Raw genomic sequence first — 17,690 nt, forward strand, 5'->3', positions numbered from 1 at the left:
GGTTCGCACCGTTTCCCGAGCCGTCGGACTCGTCGGATCGGTGTGATAATGCTTGGCCGATGCTGCACAGTCGCCGACACCGTAGGGAGATCCGCACTTGCTGACGTTGCACCGCGCCGAGAGCGCCGGCACGCTCGCGTCCGCGCTCGCTCAGGTGCTGGTCACGCCCCTTGCGGACCCGTTCGAGCGCGAGGTGATCGCGGTCCCCGCGAAGGGCGTCGAACGCTGGCTGACGCAGCGGCTGTCGCATGTGCTGGGTGCGGGTGATTCCGGCCACGACGGGGTCGCCGCCAACATCGACTTCCCGTCGCCGAATCGGCTGATCGACCAAGCGCTCGCCGCCGCCACCGGCTACGACGTCGACGACGACCCCTGGCACCCGTCGCGGATGCTGTGGACGCTGCTGCAGGTGATCGACGACTGCCTGGCCGAGCCGTGGTGCACCGTCCTCGCCCGACATCTCGGTCACGGCGCCGACGACCACCGCGCCGGTCGCCGCTACGGCACCGCCGCGCACCTGGCCGAACTGTTCCGCGCCTACGGCTCGCAGCGCCCGGCGATGCTCGTCGACTGGGCGGCCGGCCGCGACACCGACGGATTCGCTCCGCTCGACGCCGACCTGTGCTGGCAGGCCCAGCTGTGGCGAAAGCTGCGCGAGCGGATCGGCAGCCCCAGTCCCGCCGAGTGCCTCGACGCCGCGTGCGCGCGGCTGCGCGACGAGCCGGGGCTGCTCGAGCTGCCCGAACGGTTGTCGCTGTTCGGTCCCACCCGGTTGGGTTCCGACCAGATCGCGGTGCTGTCCGCGCTCGGCGCCAATCGAGATGTGCACGTGTGGATCCCGCATCCGAGCATCGAGATGTGGGGTGAGCTCGCCGACACCGAACCGCCGCGTCGCCGCGCCGACGACGTGCGCGCGCTCGACGTCGCGCACCCGCTGCTCGCCAGCCTCGCCCGCGACGTGCGGGAGCTGCAGTCGCGGCTCGGTTCCATCGGGATGGTCGACGTGCACCACCCGGGGCCGTCGCGTCCGGCGACGCTGCTGGGACAGCTGCAGTCCGACATCGCCGCGGACCGGGAGCCGTCGTCATGGCCGGTGGACGACACCGTCGAGATCCACTCCTGCCACGGCCCGGCCCGGCAGGTGGAGGCGCTGCGCGAGCGGCTGCTGCACCTGTTCCAGAACGATCCGACGCTCGAGCCGCGCGACGTCGTGGTGATGTGCCCGGACGTCGAGACGTACGCGCCGCTGGTGCGGGCCGCGTTCGGTCAGGGTGTGCAGGGCCCACTCACCCATCCGGGGCACCGGCTGCGGGTGCGGCTGGCGGATCGTGCGCTGCACCAGACCAATCCGGTGCTCGGGGTGGTGGCGACGCTGCTCGACCTCGCGGACTCCCGGGTCACCGTCAGCCAGGTGCTCGACCTGGCCGCGACCGCGCCCGTGCGGCGACGCTTCCGCTTCGACGACGACAACCTCGAACGCATGCGGGAGTGGACCGTGGCTGCGGGTGCGCGGTGGGGGATCGGCCGCCGCGAGCGGGGCGCGTTCGGGCTCGGCGAGTTCGAACAGAACACCCTCAAGGCTGCACTCGACCGTATCCTGCTCGGCGCCGCAGCCGACGACGCCGACGGCGAATGGCTGTCGCTCGCATTGCCGCTCGACGACGTCGAGAGCAACGACATCGACCTCACCGGGCGCCTCGCCGAGTACGTCGACCGGCTCGACGTGTCGCTGCGCGGGCTCACCGGACCGCAGTCGGCCGAGCAGTGGTCGGCGGCGCTGGCCCGGGCGCTGGACCTGCTGGTCGACGTCGCCGAGGCCGACGCGTGGCAGCTGGGACAGGCGCGCCGCGAGCTGGCGGCGGCCGTCGAGCACGGCGGCGACACGCAACTCCGGCTCGCGGACGTGCGGGCGATGCTGCGTTCGCGCCTCGCCGGCCGCCCCACCCGCGCCAACTTCCGTACCGGCGAGCTGACCGTGTGCACGATGGTGCCGATGCGCTCCGTCCCGCACCGGGTGGTGGTGCTCCTCGGGCTCGACGACGACGTCTTCCCCCGCGGCACCGGTATCGACGGCGACGACGTGCTGGCCCGCGATCCGCTACTGGGGGAACGGGATCCGCGCAGCGAGGACCGCCAGTTGCTGCTCGACGCCATCATGTCCGCGAGTGAGAGGCTGCTGCTGTTCTACACCGGCGCCGACCCGGTCAACGGCACATCCCGCCCGCCCGCGGTGCCGCTCGCGGAACTGCGTGACGTGCTCGCGGCGATGGCGGGCGCGGACGTCGTCCAGCGGCACCCGTTGCAGCCCTTCGATCCCCGCAACTTCGACCCGGTGGGCCCACGCAGCTTCGACCACGCCGCACTCGGCGGTGCCCGCGCCGCGCAGCAGCCGTCCGTGCCGGCGCCCGCGTTCCTGCCGGAACCGCTGCCACCGGTCGAGCCCGGCGACGTCGACCTCGCCGAACTGATCTCGTTCCTGGAGAACCCGATCCAGGGATTCCTGCGGCAGCGACTCGGCTTCCGGGTGCCCGACCTCGACGAGGACGTCGCCGACACCCTCGACCTCGAGCTCGACCCGTTGGCGCGCTGGGGGATCGGGGAGCGGATGCTCGGCGCCCGGCTGGCCGGCGCCGACCCGGCGGCGTTCCGGGCGGCGGAGTGGCGGCGCGGCACCTTGCCGCCCGCCCGGCTCGGTGACGCCGCACTCTCGGACATCGAATGGACGGTGGACTCGCTGGCCCGCGCGTCGACGCCGGTGCACGCCGGGCCGTCCGAGGCCGTCGACATCGACGTCGACCTGGGCCGACGACGCCTGGTCGGCACCGTCGACGGTGTGCACGGCGAGGTGATCGCGCGCACCACGTTCTCCCGGCTGGCGCCCAAGCACCGGATCGGGGCGTGGGTGCGGCTGCTCGCCGTCACCGCCACCGGACGGTCCGGGAACCTCACCGCCGTCACCACCGGCCGCGGCAGCGGGCGCACCCCGGTGATGCGCTCGACCTTGGTTGCACCGGAGAACGCGGCCGAGATCCTCACTCGGCTGGTCGACATGCGCGATCGCGGGCTGGTGGAGCCGTTGCCGATGACCGCGGCGTCGTCGGCGGCATACGCGGACCAGCGCTTCCGGGGACGCTCCATCGAGCTGGCACTGGTGGCCGCCGACCGCGCATGGACCGGCGACTTCGGCGACGGCAAGGACCGGCACGCCCGGTTCGTGCACGGGCCGGACGCCGAGCTGGCGGTGCTCACCGCCAAGCCCGCACCGCCCGGGGCGTACGAACCGAGCTGCTTCGGCACCGAGGCCGCGGTGCTGTGGGGGCCGTTGCTCGCGGCCGAGACCCTGGGGGAACCGTGACGGACACCGCGATCATGACCGACACCGCCTTCGACCTGTTCGCGCCGCTGCCGCAGGGCACCACCGTGCTCGAGGCCAGCGCCGGCACCGGCAAGACGTACGCCATCGTCGGGCTCGCGGCCCGCTTCGTCGCCGAGGAGGACATCGACCTCTCGCAGCTGCTGCTGGTCACGTTCAGCCGCGCCGCCACCAAGGAGTTGCGCGAACGCACCCGCGAGCGGTTCGCCTCCGCCGCAGCCGGATTGGCAGACCCGGCCGCGGCCCGCGGCAGCGACGACCCGCTCGTCGCGCACCTGGCCGCCACCGACGACGCCGAGGTCGCGCTGCGGCGCCGACGGCTGATGCAGGCGCTGTCGGACTTCGACGCCGGCACCATCGTCACCACCCACAGCTTCTGCCAGCGCATGCTCGACGGCCTCGGGATCGCCGGCGAGCGCGACCCGGACGCGGTGCTGGTCGAGGAGGCCGAGGACCTGGTCGCGGAGGTGATCGCCGACCTGTTCCTGCACCGCTTCGCCCGCGCCGACTCCCGCACGCTGCGCCCCGCCGACGCCCGCGCCGCCGCCCGGGCCGCGATCTTCGATCCGCAGTCGGTCCTCGCCCCCGAGGACGCCGAGGGCACCCGCGCCGGGGACGCCGTCGCGTTCGCCACCGCCGTCCGCCAGGAGACCCAGCGCCGCAAGCGGCTCGCCGGCATCCGCGACTTCGACGACCTGCCCGCGCTGCTGCACGGTGTGCTCACCGACCCCGAACACGGGGAGGCGGCGTGCCGCCGGGTGCGCGACCGCTACCGGGTGGTGCTGGTCGACGAGTTCCAGGACACCGACCCGCAGCAGTGGGGGATCCTGCGCGCCGCGTTCCACGGACACTCCACGTTGGTGCTGGTCGGCGACCCCAAGCAGGCCATCTACGCGTTCCGGGGCGCGGAGGTGCTCAGCTACCTCGACGCGGTCGGGTCCGCGCACAGCCACCAGGAGCTCACCACCAACTGGCGCAGCGACGCTGATCTGGTTGCCGCACTGGGTCATCTGCACGGCGGCGCCGCTCTCGGGCACCGCGACATCGTCGTGCATCCGGTGTCGGCGGCCAAGCCGGGGTCGCGGCTACGGGGGGCGGCGCCGCTGCGGCTGCGCTACCTGTCCCGGGCGGGTGCCGGACGGCTCAACAACTCCGGCTACCCGGCCGTCGGGGCGCTGCGTTCGCGGGTCGCGGCGGACGTGGCCGCCGACATCGTCGAACTACTCGGCAGCGGCGCCACTTTGGAACTGAATGGCGTCACGCGGCCCGTCGAGCCCGGTGATGTCGCGATCCTCGCCGGCACCAACGCCCAGATCGCGCTGGTCCGCGAGGCCCTGGACCGGGTCGGTGTGCCGTCGGTTCTCGCGGGCGGCACCAGCGTCTTCGAGACCCCGGCCGCCACGCACTGGTTGCAGGTGCTGCAGGCGCTCGAGCAGCCGCACCGCCCCGACCGGGTGAGGCTCGCGGCGCTCACCCCGCTCATCGGCTGGACCGCCGCCGACGTCGACGCCCGCAGCGACGAGGTGGTCGCCCGGGTCGGCGGGCAGCTGCGGGAGCTGGCGACGGTGTTCGCGCAGTCCGGGTTCGCGGCGCTGTTCGAGCGGCTCGCCGCCGAGTCCGGGCTCGAGGCGCGGCTGCTGACCGTGGCCGCGGGCGAGCGCACGCTCACCGACCTGCGGCACATCGGGCAGCTGCTCGGCGCGGTCGCCGTCGACGAATCCCTCGGGCTCACCGCGCTCACCGGCTGGCTCACCGACCGCATCAAGGACCCGAAATCCGGTGGTGGCGATCGCAGCCGACGCCTCGACAGCGACGCCGCCGCGGTGCAGATCGCGACCGTGCACGCCAGCAAGGGCCTCGAGTACCCGATTGTGTACGTGCCGTTCGGGTGGAGCACCGGCCGCTACGCCGACCCCAACCGGCTGCTGCTGCACGACGAGCACGGCCGCCGCATCCTCGACATCGGCGGCGAGGGCAGTCCCGGCTACGGCGACCGCCGGCGTCGGCGCGACGCCGAGGCCGCGGGCGAGGACCTGCGGCTGCTGTACGTCGCGCTCACCCGCGCCCAGTGCCAGCTGGTGCTGTGGTGGGCGCCCGCGTACTCCACCAACGAGGCGCCGCTGCACCGGATGCTGTTCGGGCGCGAACCGGGGGAGTCGGACGTCCCGCAGAAGGTGGGCGTGCAGGAGGATCCGGTGGTCGCCGAGCAGCTGACCCGCTGGGCCGAGGCCGCGCCGGTGACGGTGGAGGTGCAGGCCGTGGGCGCCGATCCGATCCCGCAGCCGTCGTGGACGCCGCCGCAGGAGGAGACCGGGGAGTTGAAGGCGGCCGTGTTCACGCGGGTGCTCGACGCTGGGTGGCGGCGGACGTCGTACACGGCGCTCACCGCGTCGGCGCACGAGCATCCGGGAGTCACCAGCGAGGCCGAGGAACCCGAGATCGAGGACGAGCCGGAGGAGCCCGCGCTCATCGCGGCCGCGCCCGCCCTGGGCATTCCGTCGACGATGAACGACATGCCCTACGGCGCGGTGTTCGGCACCCTGGTGCACGAGATCCTCGAACACGTCGACACCGCCGCCGCGGACCTCGAGGCCGAGCTGGTGCGGCACTGCCGCGAGGCCGTGGCCGCACGGATGTCGCAGGTCGATCCGGTGGCGCTGGCCGACGCGCTGCTGCCGGTGCTGCGCAGCCCCCTCGCGGGCGGCGGCACCCTCGCCGACATCACCCCGCGGGACCGGCTGCCGGAGTTGGACTTCGAGCTGCCGCTCGCCGGCGGCGACGACCCGGCGGTGCTCACCGTGACGCTGCACCGGATCGTGGACCTGCTGCGCAAACATCTGCCGTCCGACGACGTCCTCGCTCCGTACGCGGACCGGCTCGCAACGCTGGATCCGACGCCGCTGCGCGGCTACCTCACCGGCAGCATCGACGCGGTGCTGCGGCGCGAGGGGCCCCGGTTCGTGATCGTCGACTACAAGACCAACCGCATCGCGCCCGGCGAGGTGACCACCGCCGACTTCACCCGGGAGTCGATGGCGGGGGAGATGATGCGCTCGCACTACCCGCTGCAGGCGCTCCTGTATGCGGTTGCGCTGCACCGTTATCTGCGCTGGCGGCTGCCCGGGTACGACCCGGCGACGCATCTGGGCGGGGTGCAGTACCTGTTCGTGCGCGGCATGGTCGGCCCCGACACCCCGGACGGGGCGGGCGTGTTCGACTGGGATCCGCCCGCCGCGCTGGTGGTGGAGCTGTCGGATCTGCTGGCGGCGAGTGCCGAGGAGAACGCATGATCGAGGCACGCGTCGCGCAGCGCGGCAAGGGTGTGCTGCGGGAGTTCAACGAGGCTGGGGTGCTCGAGGCCGCCGACGTGCACGTCGCGCTGCGGCTCGCGACGCTCGGCGGCGAGACCCGCGAGCCCGTGCACTTGGCGACGGCGCTGGCGGTGCGGGCGGTGCGCTCGGGCTCGGTGTGCCTGGACCTGAGCCGGATTCGTGAGGTGACGGTCGACGAGGAGTTCGAGGTCGATCCAGCGGCGCTGCCGTGGCCCGACGACGCCGTCGTCGCCGAGGGGCTGGCGTCGAGCCCCCTCGTCGTCGGTGGCCAGGCCGGTCCGCTGCGCCCGCTGCGGCTGGTGGACGGGCTGCTGTACCTGGACCGGTACTACCGGCAGGAACAGACCGTGCGCCGGATCCTGGACGAGCGCGCGCACGGCCATCCCGTCGTCGACGAGGACCTGCTGTGGGCCGGGCTGGGCGAGTTGTTCCGCGACTTCGCGGACCCGTCACGGCCGTCGGACGCCCCGGACCGGCAGCGCATCGCGGCGGCCGTCGCGGCCACGCACTGGACGTCGGTGATCGCCGGCGGGCCAGGTACCGGCAAGACGCACACGGTGGCGCGGGTGCTGGCGCTGCTCGCGCGGCAGCAGCCGGGGCTGCGGATCGGGCTGGCGGCGCCCACCGGCAAGGCGGCGGCGCGGCTGCAGGAGTCGGTGCGCGAGCAGGCGGAGCTTGTCGGCCTGCGGTCGGAGTTGCCGGCGATGACGCTGCACCGGATGCTCGGCTGGCAGCGGGGGACCAGCCGGTTCCGGTTCAACGAGACCAATCATCTGCCGTACGACGTGATCGTGGTGGACGAGACGTCGATGGTGTCGCTGACGATGATGTGCCGGCTGCTCGAGGCGGTGCGGCCGGAGGCGCGGCTGGTGCTGGTCGGTGATCCGGACCAGTTGACGTCGGTGGACGCCGGAGCGGTGCTCGCCGACCTGGTGGCGCGGCCGGTGACCGGCGTGGAGAACCCGGTGCTGGCGCGGGTGGTGGGCGCGGACCTGTCGGCGTCGGACGATCCGGCCGAGGCGGCGCTGAGTGCGACGGAGCGGGACCGGTTGCGGGGCGGTGTGATTCGCCTCAGCCGCGGCCGCCGGTTCGGTGGGGCGATCGCGCAGCTCGCGGTGGCGGTGCGCGACGGTGACGAGGACCGCACGCTCGAGATTCTGCGCAGCGGGGCGGCGGACGTGTCATTCGTCGACCCGGAGGATTTGGCGGGGCTGCGCGCTGATGTGGTGTCGACGTCGGCGGAGGTGACGGCGGCCGCACTGGCCGGGGATGCGGCGGGCGCGGTGCGGGCGTCGGAGAAGCATCGGCTGCTGTGTGCGCACCGGGAGGGCCCGTTCGGGGCGTCGTGGTGGGCGCGCAACGCGATGACGTGGATCGGCGAGGCGACGGGCGGCCGGCTCGACCCGGACCGCTGGTATGCCGGGCAGCCGCTGATGGTCACTGCGAACGACCACGAGATGCGGATCTACAACGGTGACACCGGGGTTGTGGTCGAGGGTTCGGATGGCGACTTGGTCGCGGCCTTCGCGCGCGGCGAGGAGCCCTATCTGGTGCACCTGAGCCACCTGGCGTCGGTGCAGACGGTGTACGCCATGACGATCCACCGCAGCCAGGGCAGTCAGTACGACGTGGTCTCGGTGATCCTGCCGGGCGAGGAGTCGTCGCTGCTCACCCGAGAATTGCTGTACACGGCCATCACCCGTGCGCGGACGCACGTGCGGATCGTGGGGACCGAGGCGGCCGTGCGGGCCGCTGTGGGTCGGCGGGTGCTGCGGGCGAGTGGGCTGCGGCGGGGCTGACCCTAGTGCTCTTCGGCGCGATCGACGGGCGGGTTTCGTGCGGCGCCGATCGCCACCGCGGCCCGCGCGTACTCGGGGTGGGGTTTGTCGATGATCAGGCGCGCGCCGTCATCGCTGACGGTGGTGCGGGCGAACTCGAGATGCCAACGCGCGGACGCGGCGGTGACAACCAGCATGCCAAGCCCCGTGAAGAGCGACAGGGCTACGAGGCCGTCTTGCGAAGACTCGGCCAGTGCCATCGGCACGGCGATGAGCAGGAGCAGGGCAACTAAAAGCAACGCCATGGACCGGGCGCGCCGTCGGCGGAGCCAGCCTCGGCATTCGGCGCAGCCATGCGTCGTGACGGTGGTCGAGTAGGCCGTCGCCAGCCGGTCCACCTGGCGGAAGATCCGGTCCGAGGTGAACACGAAATCGTGCAGTAGCCGAGATCGACGTGACGTGCGATCGAAGTCGGTCGTGGGCCGTGAGTAGCACCGAAAACCTTTCGACCAAGTCGCAGGCTCTCCGTGTGCCACACAGAGTTCGGGCATCGGTACGGCAGCGAAGCGCATCAGTTTCCGTACCTGGGCGTGATCCTTCCATCGGCCGAGTTCGTCGTCAGACCCCTCACGCAGCGGGAAGGCGACCTGGTCCATCGTTGAGGGAGCCACGATCGGTACGCATAGCCGCCGGTCGTGGCCCAGTGCAAGTTCGTCCGGGGACGAGACCGTGTGCGAGTGGGCCGCAGCAGGGACGGAGTTCGGGTCGAGCGTGTTGTGTACAAAACGCTCGACTTCGTACTAATTGCTCGGTGCCGCAGCACTGCTCAAGTTTTCTTCCGCTGGGAGGGAACCGATCCTGGCGCCCCGCGCACCAAACCAGGTTCTCGACAGTTCCAGGGGGGGGGGGAGATCAGTTTCGCGGCAAAGTTATGAGTGTTACCCGCTGGAATGCGACTTCAGGGCGAGATGGCGCCCGACAAGCCACGGCGATTGGGGCGCGGCACGACCGTCTCGGTGATGATTCAAGTTTCTACACAATCGTCACAACCAGGAACGATGCGTGCCCGCAGCCTCATCCTCGCCCCTGCATGCCCGAGTGTCCGACACCGGGATCCTCGACGCTCTGGCCGAGGAAGTTGCGAGGCGCCATCGGGGTAGCTCCCCGGCGGCGCCCTCACCATGCCCTCTTGACAAACTCTCCTACCTATCAGCTGAGGCGGCTCATTCGAAGCGCAGGTCGGCGACGGACGGCGTCGTATCGGCGTCCCACACATGTTCGAAGGATTGTTCGACCAGTGGCCATAGATGCTGTTCCCCGTCGTACACGGAGTTCACGACGTCAGCCCCGTCTCCGAAGACCACGAATTCGTGGGGGATGACTCGTCCCGCTGCGTCTCGTCGCCCCTGCGGGTCCGGGAATCGCACTGCGACCACGTGACCGTTGCGGCGCCACCCAGAGGGTTCGTCCGCGAGTTCGGCGAATGCTCGCTCGTACTGTGGAAGCGGATCGCCCAGGCCTGCATCGAGCAAGAATCGAAAGCCCCAGTTCCGGCCCCGAGTCGCCCAGATGAGGCGTGACCGTGACACTTCGTCCGCAGTCACTTTTGCTTCCTGAGTACGTTGTCGGTCACCGCTTGGTCGAGGTCGATTTTGAACTGTGTGAGCATGGCCCGCAGGTATTGGTGCTTCGCGCGCGCCTCCTCGTTCATCTCTTTGAGTTTCGGGCCGACCACTTTGATCGCATCACCGAGCATCGGGAGAGCCTTGACCAAGATCGCGGCCTTCGGGTTCTTCTTGGCGAACGCCCACAGGAGCTTCTCGATCACTGCGAAGTTTTCACCTATCAAGGCCGCTGCGATCACGTCCGCCCCGTCAGCGAGCTTGTCAGCCACCTTCCGTGGAAGCTCCATCTTCTTCTCCCACAGGACCCGGCGCTCTAGTGGCAGAAGTGAGGCGATGGGGAGTACCAGGTCGAGGCCGATGCGCTGTTTCAGGTCGATCTTGACCGGCTCTGCGCTTTCTGCCTTGAGTTTGAACTTGGCGGACGAGAGGAGCATGAAGTCCTCGCCAATGGAGAGCGCGTCCGGCGTGTCGATCATGTCCGCGATTGTCGAGTGCAGCTGCTCGATTTCGCCAGCGGCCTTGAGGATGACCAGATCGCGAAACGTGTTCACGTCCCAGTCGGGCAGCAGATCGGCCTTGGACAGCGACAGGATCCAGATCCGGGGGAACTCGATCAGCCGCCCGTTATCGCCGAGGAGAGGGTCCTTGAGCTGAGCCAAGCTCTGGTTGATGTTGTGGAAGAGGGACTTGAGGTACCTCTCTTCCTCCCCGCGGTGATCGAGAAGCTTCTGTCCGTCCACGAGGAGAAGAGCGACATCAGAACTGAGCAGGGTCCTGAAGGTGTCGATCCGGCGCTGGGCCTCTTCCTCGCTGCTTGGATCGTCTTCGAACCACTCGCCCGGGTAGTCATGCCATGCCAGGTGCAACTCGTCGAATGGACGCTTCTCTTCCTCGTCGCTATCGCCGGTCTTGAGCTTGACCGAGAAGTCGTATGTGGTGTTGGCAAAGCGGGTTTGCAGGGGCGTCTGTGCGCTGTTTTTCATGCCGAGGTAGTTCTGGTACAGGCGAACTCCCTGCCCGATCTTGTCGGCAACCAGATCCCAGAGGTCGTTCTTGAAGGAGCCCTCCTGGGTGCGGCCGTAGAACGACGAGACCAGCACGGTCTTACCCGACCCCGACTCGCCGAAGACCGCGATGTTCTGTTGCTGGACCTTGGGAAACTTTGCCATGGGCGGAAACCTATCCCAGCCGTCCGACGCTATCGGTAGGTACGGGTGTACTTCGGCCTGACGCCCAGGGCCCAGTGCCCAGACAAAGTCGCACAGCCGCACGTCAAGCCACATGACGCAGGTCTACCGGCAGGAGCGGGCTGCGGCTGTGATGCCGTAGCGCGGCAGCGATATTGTCGTGGCCGGCCAAGCGGAGGACGCTGACGATGGTGTTGCGGATCGTGGCCATCACCTGCGGACCAGTGCCGGTGCGGACGGCGGAGCGGTCCTCGTCGAGCGTGACATCAGGAACCCCGTGCAGTCGTTTTCGATTGCCCAATGACCCCGAACTCAGGCCGCGACCTGCAGCGGAGAGGCCGACACCATCGGCATCGAAGTGACCAGGTAGACCACCTCCACGCTTCGCCGGCCGCCGCGGGTGACGGTGCGACGGACCTGTAACACCTGCACCGCCTGCGGAAAGCCGAAGCCTCAGGCGACTTCGGTGGCCTTGATCGTGCGTCGTTCCCGCCGCCCGCGACCACGCTCACCGATCGACGATGAGACGGGAACCTCTTTCCAGCGCAACGCCTTCAACAGATTCCGGAGAGCTCGTTGAGTGTTCTTCACGGTGAACACGTAGTCCCCACCACGTCCGACGATGTACTCGGCGGCGGCCCGCTGGCAATGCAGGGCATCCGCGGTCACGGTACGTCGGTGTGATTTGTCCGTCCCGATGTGGGATAGGGGTATTCGGATCGGTTTGCTCGCCTACGACCCTGCCCAGCGGGTCGCGTTGCTGCCCACCTACCGGTTCCGCGACCGTGCGATAGGGCTGATCCGCGGCTTCGTCGGGGGAGCCGGGCGGGTGGTGGGCGTGGAATGGGTGTGATCCGTCCGGTCAGTTCGCCTCGAGCCTTGCATCGACGTCTGGGGTCTCCGACCGCCTCGCCCCCTGCACGCTTAGATTATGACGTTATAATGATTTGGTGACGTTGTATGCCGAGGTGGAGGAAGCACTCGCCGAGCGGATCGGGGTCGAGTGGCAGATCGGTGATCGACTGCCCAGCGAGGAGGAGCTGGTTCGCCAGTTCGGCGTCAGTCGAATCACGGTGCGACGGGCGATCCAGAATCTGGCCGCGCGCGGGTTGGTCGACGTCCGGCATGGTTCGGGCACTTTTGTTGCCGCCCCGCAGATTACGCAGCCGCTGACCGCGCTCACCGGATTCGTCGAGGACATGCACGCGCTGGGACTCGAAGCGAGCGCCGAGGTGGTCAGTGTCCAGACCGTCGCAGCGGCGCGTCACGTCGCGTCTGAACTTGACGTCCCGTTGGGTTCGCCGGTGACTTTCATCGAACGCGTGCGACGGGCGGAGGGGAGGGCGATCTCCTTCGATCAGACCTATCTGGTTCCGGAGGTGGGCCGGCGGATCGCCGAGGACGATCTCGAAGACACGCCGATCTTCACCCTCCTCGAGGACAAGTACAGCCTTCCGCTCGTCGAGGCGACGTACCGGCTGCGGGCCTGCCTGGCCGACGCTGACATCGCTGCGGCACTCGATGTGTCGGTCGGTGATGCTGTGTTCAGGATCGAGCGGACATCGCTCACCACCGGCGGCCGGCCCGTCGATTACGAGGTCCTGCACTACCGCGGCGACGCCGTGACCTTCGAGACACAGTTGCACCGGCACCCGGGAACGCCGTGACGGTCGGTGCAACAGCGGCGCTCCTGATCGCTGCGTTTCTCGCGGCCGGCCTCGGCAGCGCCCTCGGGATGGCGGGCGGAATCTTTCTGGTTCCGCTTCTTACGACCGTGGCTCACCTGTCGTTCGGCGCCGCCGTAGCGATCAGCCTCGTCTCGGTCGTTGCCTGCTCGTGCGCGAGCAGCCCGACGTTGCTCGTCAAGCGGCTGACCAACATTCGGCTCGCCATCGTGCTCGAGATCGCCGCGTCCCTCGGCGCGCTGGTCGGGCTGCTGGCAGTCGGCGCGATCTCCGAACGAATTCTGTACGGACTATTCGCCGCCGTGCTCGTCGTCTCTGCCGGACAGATGCTGCAGACGCGACACCCCAGATCCGCGCCCACAAATGTGGCGCCGACGAGTTGGGCCACCCAACTGCGCCTGCATTCCAGCTTTCCCGGTCCCCAGCGCGTCGAGACGCCGTACATCGTGCATGGACCGGGCGCAGGTTTGGCGGCCATGTTCGGTGCGGGAATGCTCGCCACGCTTCTCGGCATCGGCAGCGGGGTCCTCAAGATCCCGGCCATGGACATGGCGCTGCGGCTGCCGCTCAAAGTTTCGTCGGCGACTGCGAATCTCATGATCGGTATCACCGCAGCCGGCGCGGCCGCCGCGGTCGTCATCCGCGGCGACCTGGACCTCGGGTTCGCTGCCCCCGTCGTGGTCGGATCCGTCCTCGGCTCGGTTCTCGGTGCCAAGGTGCTGGTGCGCGCGAACCCGGCGCACCTGCGGGTCGTGTTCTTCGCCGTCCTCGTCCTACTCGCGGTACCGATGGCGATGACGGCCACCGGCATCACGAATGTGGGCGCGTGATGCACGCGGACCGCGGTCTTGCTTCCCGTCTTGCGCGTCTGCTGCGGGTCGGCACCACCATCGCGGTGACGGTGACGTCGATCGGGATGGTGGCGGGTCATACCTCGTTCACCGGTGTGGCGACCGCCGCTATCGTGTCCGGGCTGTTGATGTTCGCGCTGTTGCCGATCGCGGGACTGCTTGCGGCGATGCAACACTACGTCCGACGTCTCGACTGGACGTACGTGGCTCTGACAGTGGGCGTCCTCGTTCTGGTCGGGGCCAACTTCCTCGTCGGGAGTGCATCTTGAGAGCGGACGGCACCAGCCGCGTCAGTAGGCCTCGAACCGGGCTTCCACGTCGGCCCGGATGCGCAAGGGCTCGGGTCGCAGTTCGACGGTGGGGCTGTCGGCGTCGTGCGCCGGAGCCGACGCGGCCATCGCGCGCATGATCGGTGGGCCGATGTCGGGGCGCTTGCCGGCGTTCAACATGCCCGGGTCGGCCAGGGCGACAGCATCGAAGCGCTTACAGCTCAGGCTTCGGGTGTAGCCCTTGGCTTTGGCGAGGGCGTCTCGGACGGCGAGATCCCGCACGCGCGAGAGCGCTTTCGCGTGGGCCGTCCGGGTGAGCTTCCACTCCAGGTGCGTGATGTTGACGCCCTCGATAGCCGATGCCCGGTCGACGAACGAGGCGACGGCGTCGAGATCGCGGAACGTCACGGCCGCAGTGGCCGTTGACCGGTAGTTCCACGGCAGCTTCCTGCCCTGTGGGTGATACGGGCGGTAGCGGGAGTGCTGCATCTGATCGAGCGACCAGCGGCGCAGCGGCCGGCCCACGTCCTTCTCGAGCGAACCGACGAGCTGCGTGAGGGCGGCGGCTGACGAGATCGCGGCGTCGGCCGCCTCCGCGCGGGTGGCGGCCTCGAACTCGATGTTCAGATGGACCACACCGCGATTGGGTGCGATCAAGCGTTCGGCGTGGCCGGTGACGGTGATCGTGACGGGATTGGTCGGCATGAGGCCAGTGTCCCCGAGAAGTGCTGCAGGGGCTTCAGAACAGCGTCGGTTCGGCGCGGGCGCCGCTGCGTGCCTCCTGCACGCGGGCATTCCAGCGCTGCACTAACCACATCTCGATCAGCTCCGGGTCGGTGCCCACCTGCATCGCCCAGGCGCTGAGCAGTTGCAGATAGCGGTCGTAGCGGCGGAGCGTGAACCCACTGACCGATGGCTCCTCGAGCCAGCCCTCGTGGATGAGCGTCGAGACGCCATGCTGGTCGATCAGCTGGGCGCGGACGCCGTCGCGTCGCACTCCGACCGCCCACATGAACAGCGCCACAAGCGGCACCCCGACGCCGGGCATGTCCGGCCAGCCCGACCAAGCGTCACCCGACGGTTCGGGGATCCGCTTGTCCTTGGCTCACCGGTCCAGCACGTTCTTGATCTTGGCCAGTGGTTCCTGCTCGGCGTAGGGGTTGAAGACGTCGGGCAGGCGGCGGGTCGCCCGGCGGCTGCGGTGCGCGCTGCGCCAGGCCGCGCACAGGAACAGCAGACCGAGGGCGTCGTGCTCGGAGTCGACCAGTTCGCTGCCGAGTTGCAGATCGTTGCGCTGGACGACGGCGATGCCGCGGTCGACCACCCGACCGTCGAGATCCCGTCCGTGCAGGACGATCTCGTGCTTGTGCTCGTGCAGGTGGTGGTTCCACCAGTCGAGGTCGACGTGCGCGCTGTCGTCGAGGACGTGCAGCGGATAGGCGCGGGCGCGACACCACTGCACGCAGGCCTCCGGTGGCGCGAACCCGTCGTCGAGCAGATGCATGTGGCGATGATTGCACCAGGTACCGACAGCGGCGGGGCGCGACACGGTGGCACCCCGGACGATGCGGGCATACCTTTGACGGTGAGGGCTCGATCGCGAGTGGCTACGCGAGGCGACCGGGTCCTCGCAGGTGACCGCTGATGGCTGCATTGGGTGTGTTGGCACTGGTAGTGGGCGTGCTGCTGATCGTGATCGAGGCGCACGTTCCGACCTACGGTGCGCTCGGCGTGGCCGGCACCCTGCTCGCCGGAACAGGGGCATGGCTGCTGTTCACCTCCGGGGGACTCGGACTCGAGATCGCGCTACCCGTGGCGCTGGGTGTCGCCGTCGTCGGACTCGGCGCGGTCGCCGTCACCGGCCGGAAGGTGCTCACTGCGCGGCGCGAGCCCGTGCGCACCGGCGCGCAGTCCCTCGTCGGCTCCGATGCGCTGGTCCGCAGCTGGGACGGCCGCCAGGGCCAGGTGGAGCTGGGCGGCGAATTGTGGCGCGCCCGAATGGAGTTCGGATACACCGAGACGCCTGGCACGGGGGAGTCCGTCGTCGTCGAGGGGGTGCGTGGACTGACGCTGAGCGTGCGTCGTCGTGAACCGTGGGAGTTGCCATGTTGACCACGATCATTCTGGCCGTCATCGTCGTCGCGCTCCTCGCGGTGATCGTGGCGTCGGCCGCCGTTCGGGTGTTGCGGGAGTACGAGCGCGGCGTGCTGTTCCGACTCGGACGGCTCGTCGACCTGCGCGGTCCGGGGCTGGTGCTGTTGATCCCGGCGGTGGATCGGATGGTGCGGGTAAGTCTGCGGACGGTGACGCTGAACGTGCCGATGCAGGAGGTGATCACCCGGGACAACGTGCCGGTGAAGGTCACCGCCGTCGCGTATTTCCGGGTGGTGGATGCGGACAGGGCGATCGTTGGGGTGGAGGACTACTTCGCGGCGACGTCGCAGATCGCGCAGACCACGCTGCGGTCGATACTCGGCAAGGCGGAATTGGATGCCCTGCTGGCGGAGCGGGAGCGGCTCAACGAGGACCTGCAGAAGGTGATCGATCAGCAGACAGAGCCGTGGGGCGTGAAGGTCACGACCGTGGAGATCAAGGACGTGGAGATTCCGCGGGACATGCAGCGGGCGATTGCGCGGCAGGCGGAGGCCGAGCGCGAGCGGCGCGCCAAGATCATCAATGCGGAGGCCGAGTACCAGGCGTCGTCGCGGCTCGCCGAGGCCGCAGACATCATCAGCCGGAATCCGACCACACTGCAGTTGCGTTACCTGCAGACACTGGGGGAGTTGGGTGGGGAGAGCACGTCGACCGTGGTGTTCCCGGTGCCGATCGACCTGATCCGGCCGTTCCTCGCCGGCGACAACGTGCCGGCGCCCTCGACGAGTAGCGAGCGGCCTGCGCTGCGGGGCCGGAGCGACATGGAGTCGCTCATCGCCGGCTGGACGTCGGTGCGAGCCGACGCCCAGCGGGCGACTGAGTAGCGAGCGTCAGTTCGACGGCTTTCCGACTGGGATGGTCTCCCCGAGGTCGCCGGCGTCGTGTTCGTCGCCGCACGCGCAGTCGTCGCCGCAGCCGCCGCAGCCACCGGCGTAGGAGTCGTCGTCGGCGTCGCAGTCGAGGACGCCACCGAGCTTGGCAGCGAAGTCGTCGTCGAGGTCGTGGGTGAGCTCGTGGATCTCGTCGACCAGGTTGATCAGGTGCTGCGGCGCGAACGGGTCGGCGTCGACCAGCGTCGAGACCAGCAGGTGCCCGTCCTCGATCGTGAAGCGCAGACGCGGCCACTCGGCGGACAGTTCCGGCAGGTTCTGTATGGCCGCGGCACCGTCACCGAGTTCCGACAGGATCGACGCCCACACGTGCAGCTGCGGACCGTCCTCGGCGACCGTGACGTAGAGCCCGAAGCCGTGGACCGGGATGGCGATGTCGCCGTCCTCGTCAACCTCCGGCGCGCTGCCGAGGAGTTCGGTCAGCGTGCGAAGGCTCAGGGCCTGCAGCTGCTCGCGGCTGTCGGTCGCGATCGCGAACGCGCCATCGAGCTGCAGCGGCTGGTCGGTGGTGTCGTGCTCGGTCATGATTCCCCTGTCCGGCGCCGG

General features: G+C 69.5%; 16 protein-coding genes. 9 read left to right on the forward strand and 7 right to left on the reverse strand.

What is annotated here, in order from left to right; all coding sequences use genetic code 11:
- The first annotated feature begins 97 nt into the window (after positions 1–97).
- Genes recC through recD form a run of 3 tightly spaced genes read left to right on the forward strand, consistent with a single transcriptional unit; the run spans position 98 to position 8,504 of the window.
- On the forward strand, positions 98–3,355 hold the full coding sequence (recC, locus tag ABEU20_RS10970) for an exodeoxyribonuclease V subunit gamma (RefSeq protein WP_420164437.1): 3,258 nt from the start codon (positions 98–100) through the stop codon (positions 3,353–3,355).
- 14 nt (positions 3,356–3,369) lie between these two features.
- A complete protein-coding gene (locus ABEU20_RS10975; protein ID WP_420164438.1) occupies positions 3,370–6,663 on the forward strand; it encodes a UvrD-helicase domain-containing protein in 3,294 nt (1,097 codons plus the stop codon).
- Positions 6,660–8,504, forward strand: coding sequence for an exodeoxyribonuclease V subunit alpha (gene recD, locus ABEU20_RS10980; RefSeq protein WP_420164439.1), 1,845 nt, complete (start codon positions 6,660–6,662; stop codon positions 8,502–8,504). The genes ABEU20_RS10975 and recD overlap by 4 nt, the downstream gene beginning before the upstream one ends.
- Before the next feature lie 2 nt (positions 8,505–8,506).
- On the opposite strand, the gene ABEU20_RS10985 is transcribed toward recD, so the two are convergent.
- The 3 genes from ABEU20_RS10985 to ABEU20_RS10995 all read right to left on the reverse strand — a co-directional run bounded on the left by ABEU20_RS10985 (position 8,507) and on the right by ABEU20_RS10995 (position 11,964).
- A complete protein-coding gene (locus tag ABEU20_RS10985; protein WP_420164440.1) occupies positions 8,507–8,911 on the reverse strand; it encodes a hypothetical protein in 405 nt (134 codons plus the stop codon).
- Positions 8,912–10,083: 1,172 nt separating this feature from the next.
- Entirely contained in the window at positions 10,084–11,277 is a 1,194-nt protein-coding gene (locus tag ABEU20_RS10990; protein WP_420164441.1) for a TRAFAC clade GTPase domain-containing protein, read from the reverse strand.
- Positions 11,278–11,748: 471 nt separating this feature from the next.
- Positions 11,749–11,964, reverse strand: coding sequence for a hypothetical protein (locus ABEU20_RS10995; protein ID WP_420164442.1), 216 nt, complete (start codon positions 11,962–11,964; stop codon positions 11,749–11,751).
- Between the two features lie 55 nt (positions 11,965–12,019).
- On the opposite strand from ABEU20_RS10995, the gene ABEU20_RS11000 reads away from it, so the two are divergent.
- The 4 genes from ABEU20_RS11000 to ABEU20_RS11015 all read left to right on the forward strand — a co-directional run bounded on the left by ABEU20_RS11000 (position 12,020) and on the right by ABEU20_RS11015 (position 14,100).
- Positions 12,020–12,148 carry a hypothetical protein gene (locus ABEU20_RS11000; protein ID WP_420164443.1) on the forward strand — a complete coding sequence of 43 codons (129 nt, stop codon included), beginning with the start codon at positions 12,020–12,022 and terminating at the stop codon, positions 12,146–12,148.
- A gap of 97 nt (positions 12,149–12,245) precedes the next feature.
- A complete protein-coding gene (locus ABEU20_RS11005) occupies positions 12,246–12,962 on the forward strand; it encodes a GntR family transcriptional regulator (RefSeq protein WP_420164444.1) in 717 nt (238 codons plus the stop codon).
- Positions 12,959–13,810, forward strand: coding sequence for a sulfite exporter TauE/SafE family protein (locus ABEU20_RS11010; protein ID WP_420164445.1), 852 nt, complete (start codon positions 12,959–12,961; stop codon positions 13,808–13,810). The genes ABEU20_RS11005 and ABEU20_RS11010 overlap by 4 nt, the downstream gene beginning before the upstream one ends.
- Entirely contained in the window at positions 13,807–14,100 is a 294-nt protein-coding gene (locus ABEU20_RS11015) for a hypothetical protein (RefSeq protein WP_420164446.1), read from the forward strand. The genes ABEU20_RS11010 and ABEU20_RS11015 overlap by 4 nt, the downstream gene beginning before the upstream one ends.
- Positions 14,101–14,121: 21 nt before the next feature.
- Here the strand turns inward: ABEU20_RS11015 and ABEU20_RS11020 are convergent, their stop codons facing one another.
- From ABEU20_RS11020 to ABEU20_RS24830, 3 genes are read right to left on the reverse strand one after another with little or no spacing between them, the layout of a single operon-like run.
- A complete protein-coding gene (locus ABEU20_RS11020; RefSeq protein ID WP_420164447.1) occupies positions 14,122–14,805 on the reverse strand; it encodes an SIMPL domain-containing protein in 684 nt (227 codons plus the stop codon).
- A gap of 34 nt (positions 14,806–14,839) precedes the next feature.
- Positions 14,840–15,148, reverse strand: coding sequence for an 8-oxoguanine DNA glycosylase OGG fold protein (locus ABEU20_RS24825; RefSeq protein WP_456300332.1), 309 nt, complete (start codon positions 15,146–15,148; stop codon positions 14,840–14,842).
- A 57-nt stretch (positions 15,149–15,205) separates the two neighbouring features.
- On the reverse strand, positions 15,206–15,604 hold the full coding sequence (locus tag ABEU20_RS24830) for an 8-oxoguanine DNA glycosylase OGG fold protein (RefSeq protein WP_456300333.1): 399 nt from the start codon (positions 15,602–15,604) through the stop codon (positions 15,206–15,208).
- Between the two features lie 140 nt (positions 15,605–15,744).
- Here ABEU20_RS24830 and ABEU20_RS11030 point away from each other — a divergent pair, with 140 nt between their 5' ends.
- Complete coding sequence (locus ABEU20_RS11030) at positions 15,745–16,212, forward strand: NfeD family protein (protein WP_350317225.1); 468 nt, start codon at positions 15,745–15,747, stop codon at positions 16,210–16,212.
- Positions 16,209–17,078 carry a slipin family protein gene (locus tag ABEU20_RS11035; protein ID WP_420164579.1) on the forward strand — a complete coding sequence of 290 codons (870 nt, stop codon included), beginning with the start codon at positions 16,209–16,211 and terminating at the stop codon, positions 17,076–17,078. Before ABEU20_RS11030 ends, ABEU20_RS11035 begins: the two co-directional genes overlap by 4 nt.
- A gap of 6 nt (positions 17,079–17,084) precedes the next feature.
- On the opposite strand, the gene ABEU20_RS11040 is transcribed toward ABEU20_RS11035, so the two are convergent.
- The gene (locus ABEU20_RS11040; RefSeq protein WP_420164448.1) at positions 17,085–17,669 is read right to left on the reverse strand and encodes a T3SS (YopN, CesT) and YbjN peptide-binding chaperone 1; all 585 of its coding nucleotides are present in this window, start codon (positions 17,667–17,669) and stop codon (positions 17,085–17,087) included.
- Between the last annotated feature and the right edge of the window lie 21 nt (positions 17,670–17,690).

Source organism: Rhodococcus parequi (genome assembly GCF_046042785.1).
GTDB lineage: Bacteria > Actinomycetota > Actinomycetes > Mycobacteriales > Mycobacteriaceae > Prescottella > Prescottella parequi.

Bases quoted from the DNA above. Each gene is read 5' to 3' on its own strand.
- ABEU20_RS10975 (WP_420164438.1), top strand. From the start codon at position 3,370: ATGACCGACACCGCCTTCGACCTGTTCGCGCCGCTGCCGCAGGGCACC.
- recD (WP_420164439.1), top strand. From the start codon at position 6,660: ATGATCGAGGCACGCGTCGCGCAGCGCGGCAAGGGTGTGCTGCGGGAG.
- ABEU20_RS10990 (WP_420164441.1), bottom strand. From the start codon at position 11,277: ATGGCAAAGTTTCCCAAGGTCCAGCAACAGAACATCGCGGTCTTCGGC.
- ABEU20_RS11020 (WP_420164447.1), bottom strand. From the start codon at position 14,805: ATGCCGACCAATCCCGTCACGATCACCGTCACCGGCCACGCCGAACGC.
- ABEU20_RS24825 (WP_456300332.1), bottom strand. From the start codon at position 15,148: ATGCCCGGCGTCGGGGTGCCGCTTGTGGCGCTGTTCATGTGGGCGGTC.
- ABEU20_RS24830 (WP_456300333.1), bottom strand. From the start codon at position 15,604: ATGCATCTGCTCGACGACGGGTTCGCGCCACCGGAGGCCTGCGTGCAG.
- ABEU20_RS11030 (WP_350317225.1), top strand. From the start codon at position 15,745: ATGGCTGCATTGGGTGTGTTGGCACTGGTAGTGGGCGTGCTGCTGATC.
- ABEU20_RS11040 (WP_420164448.1), bottom strand. From the start codon at position 17,669: ATGACCGAGCACGACACCACCGACCAGCCGCTGCAGCTCGATGGCGCG.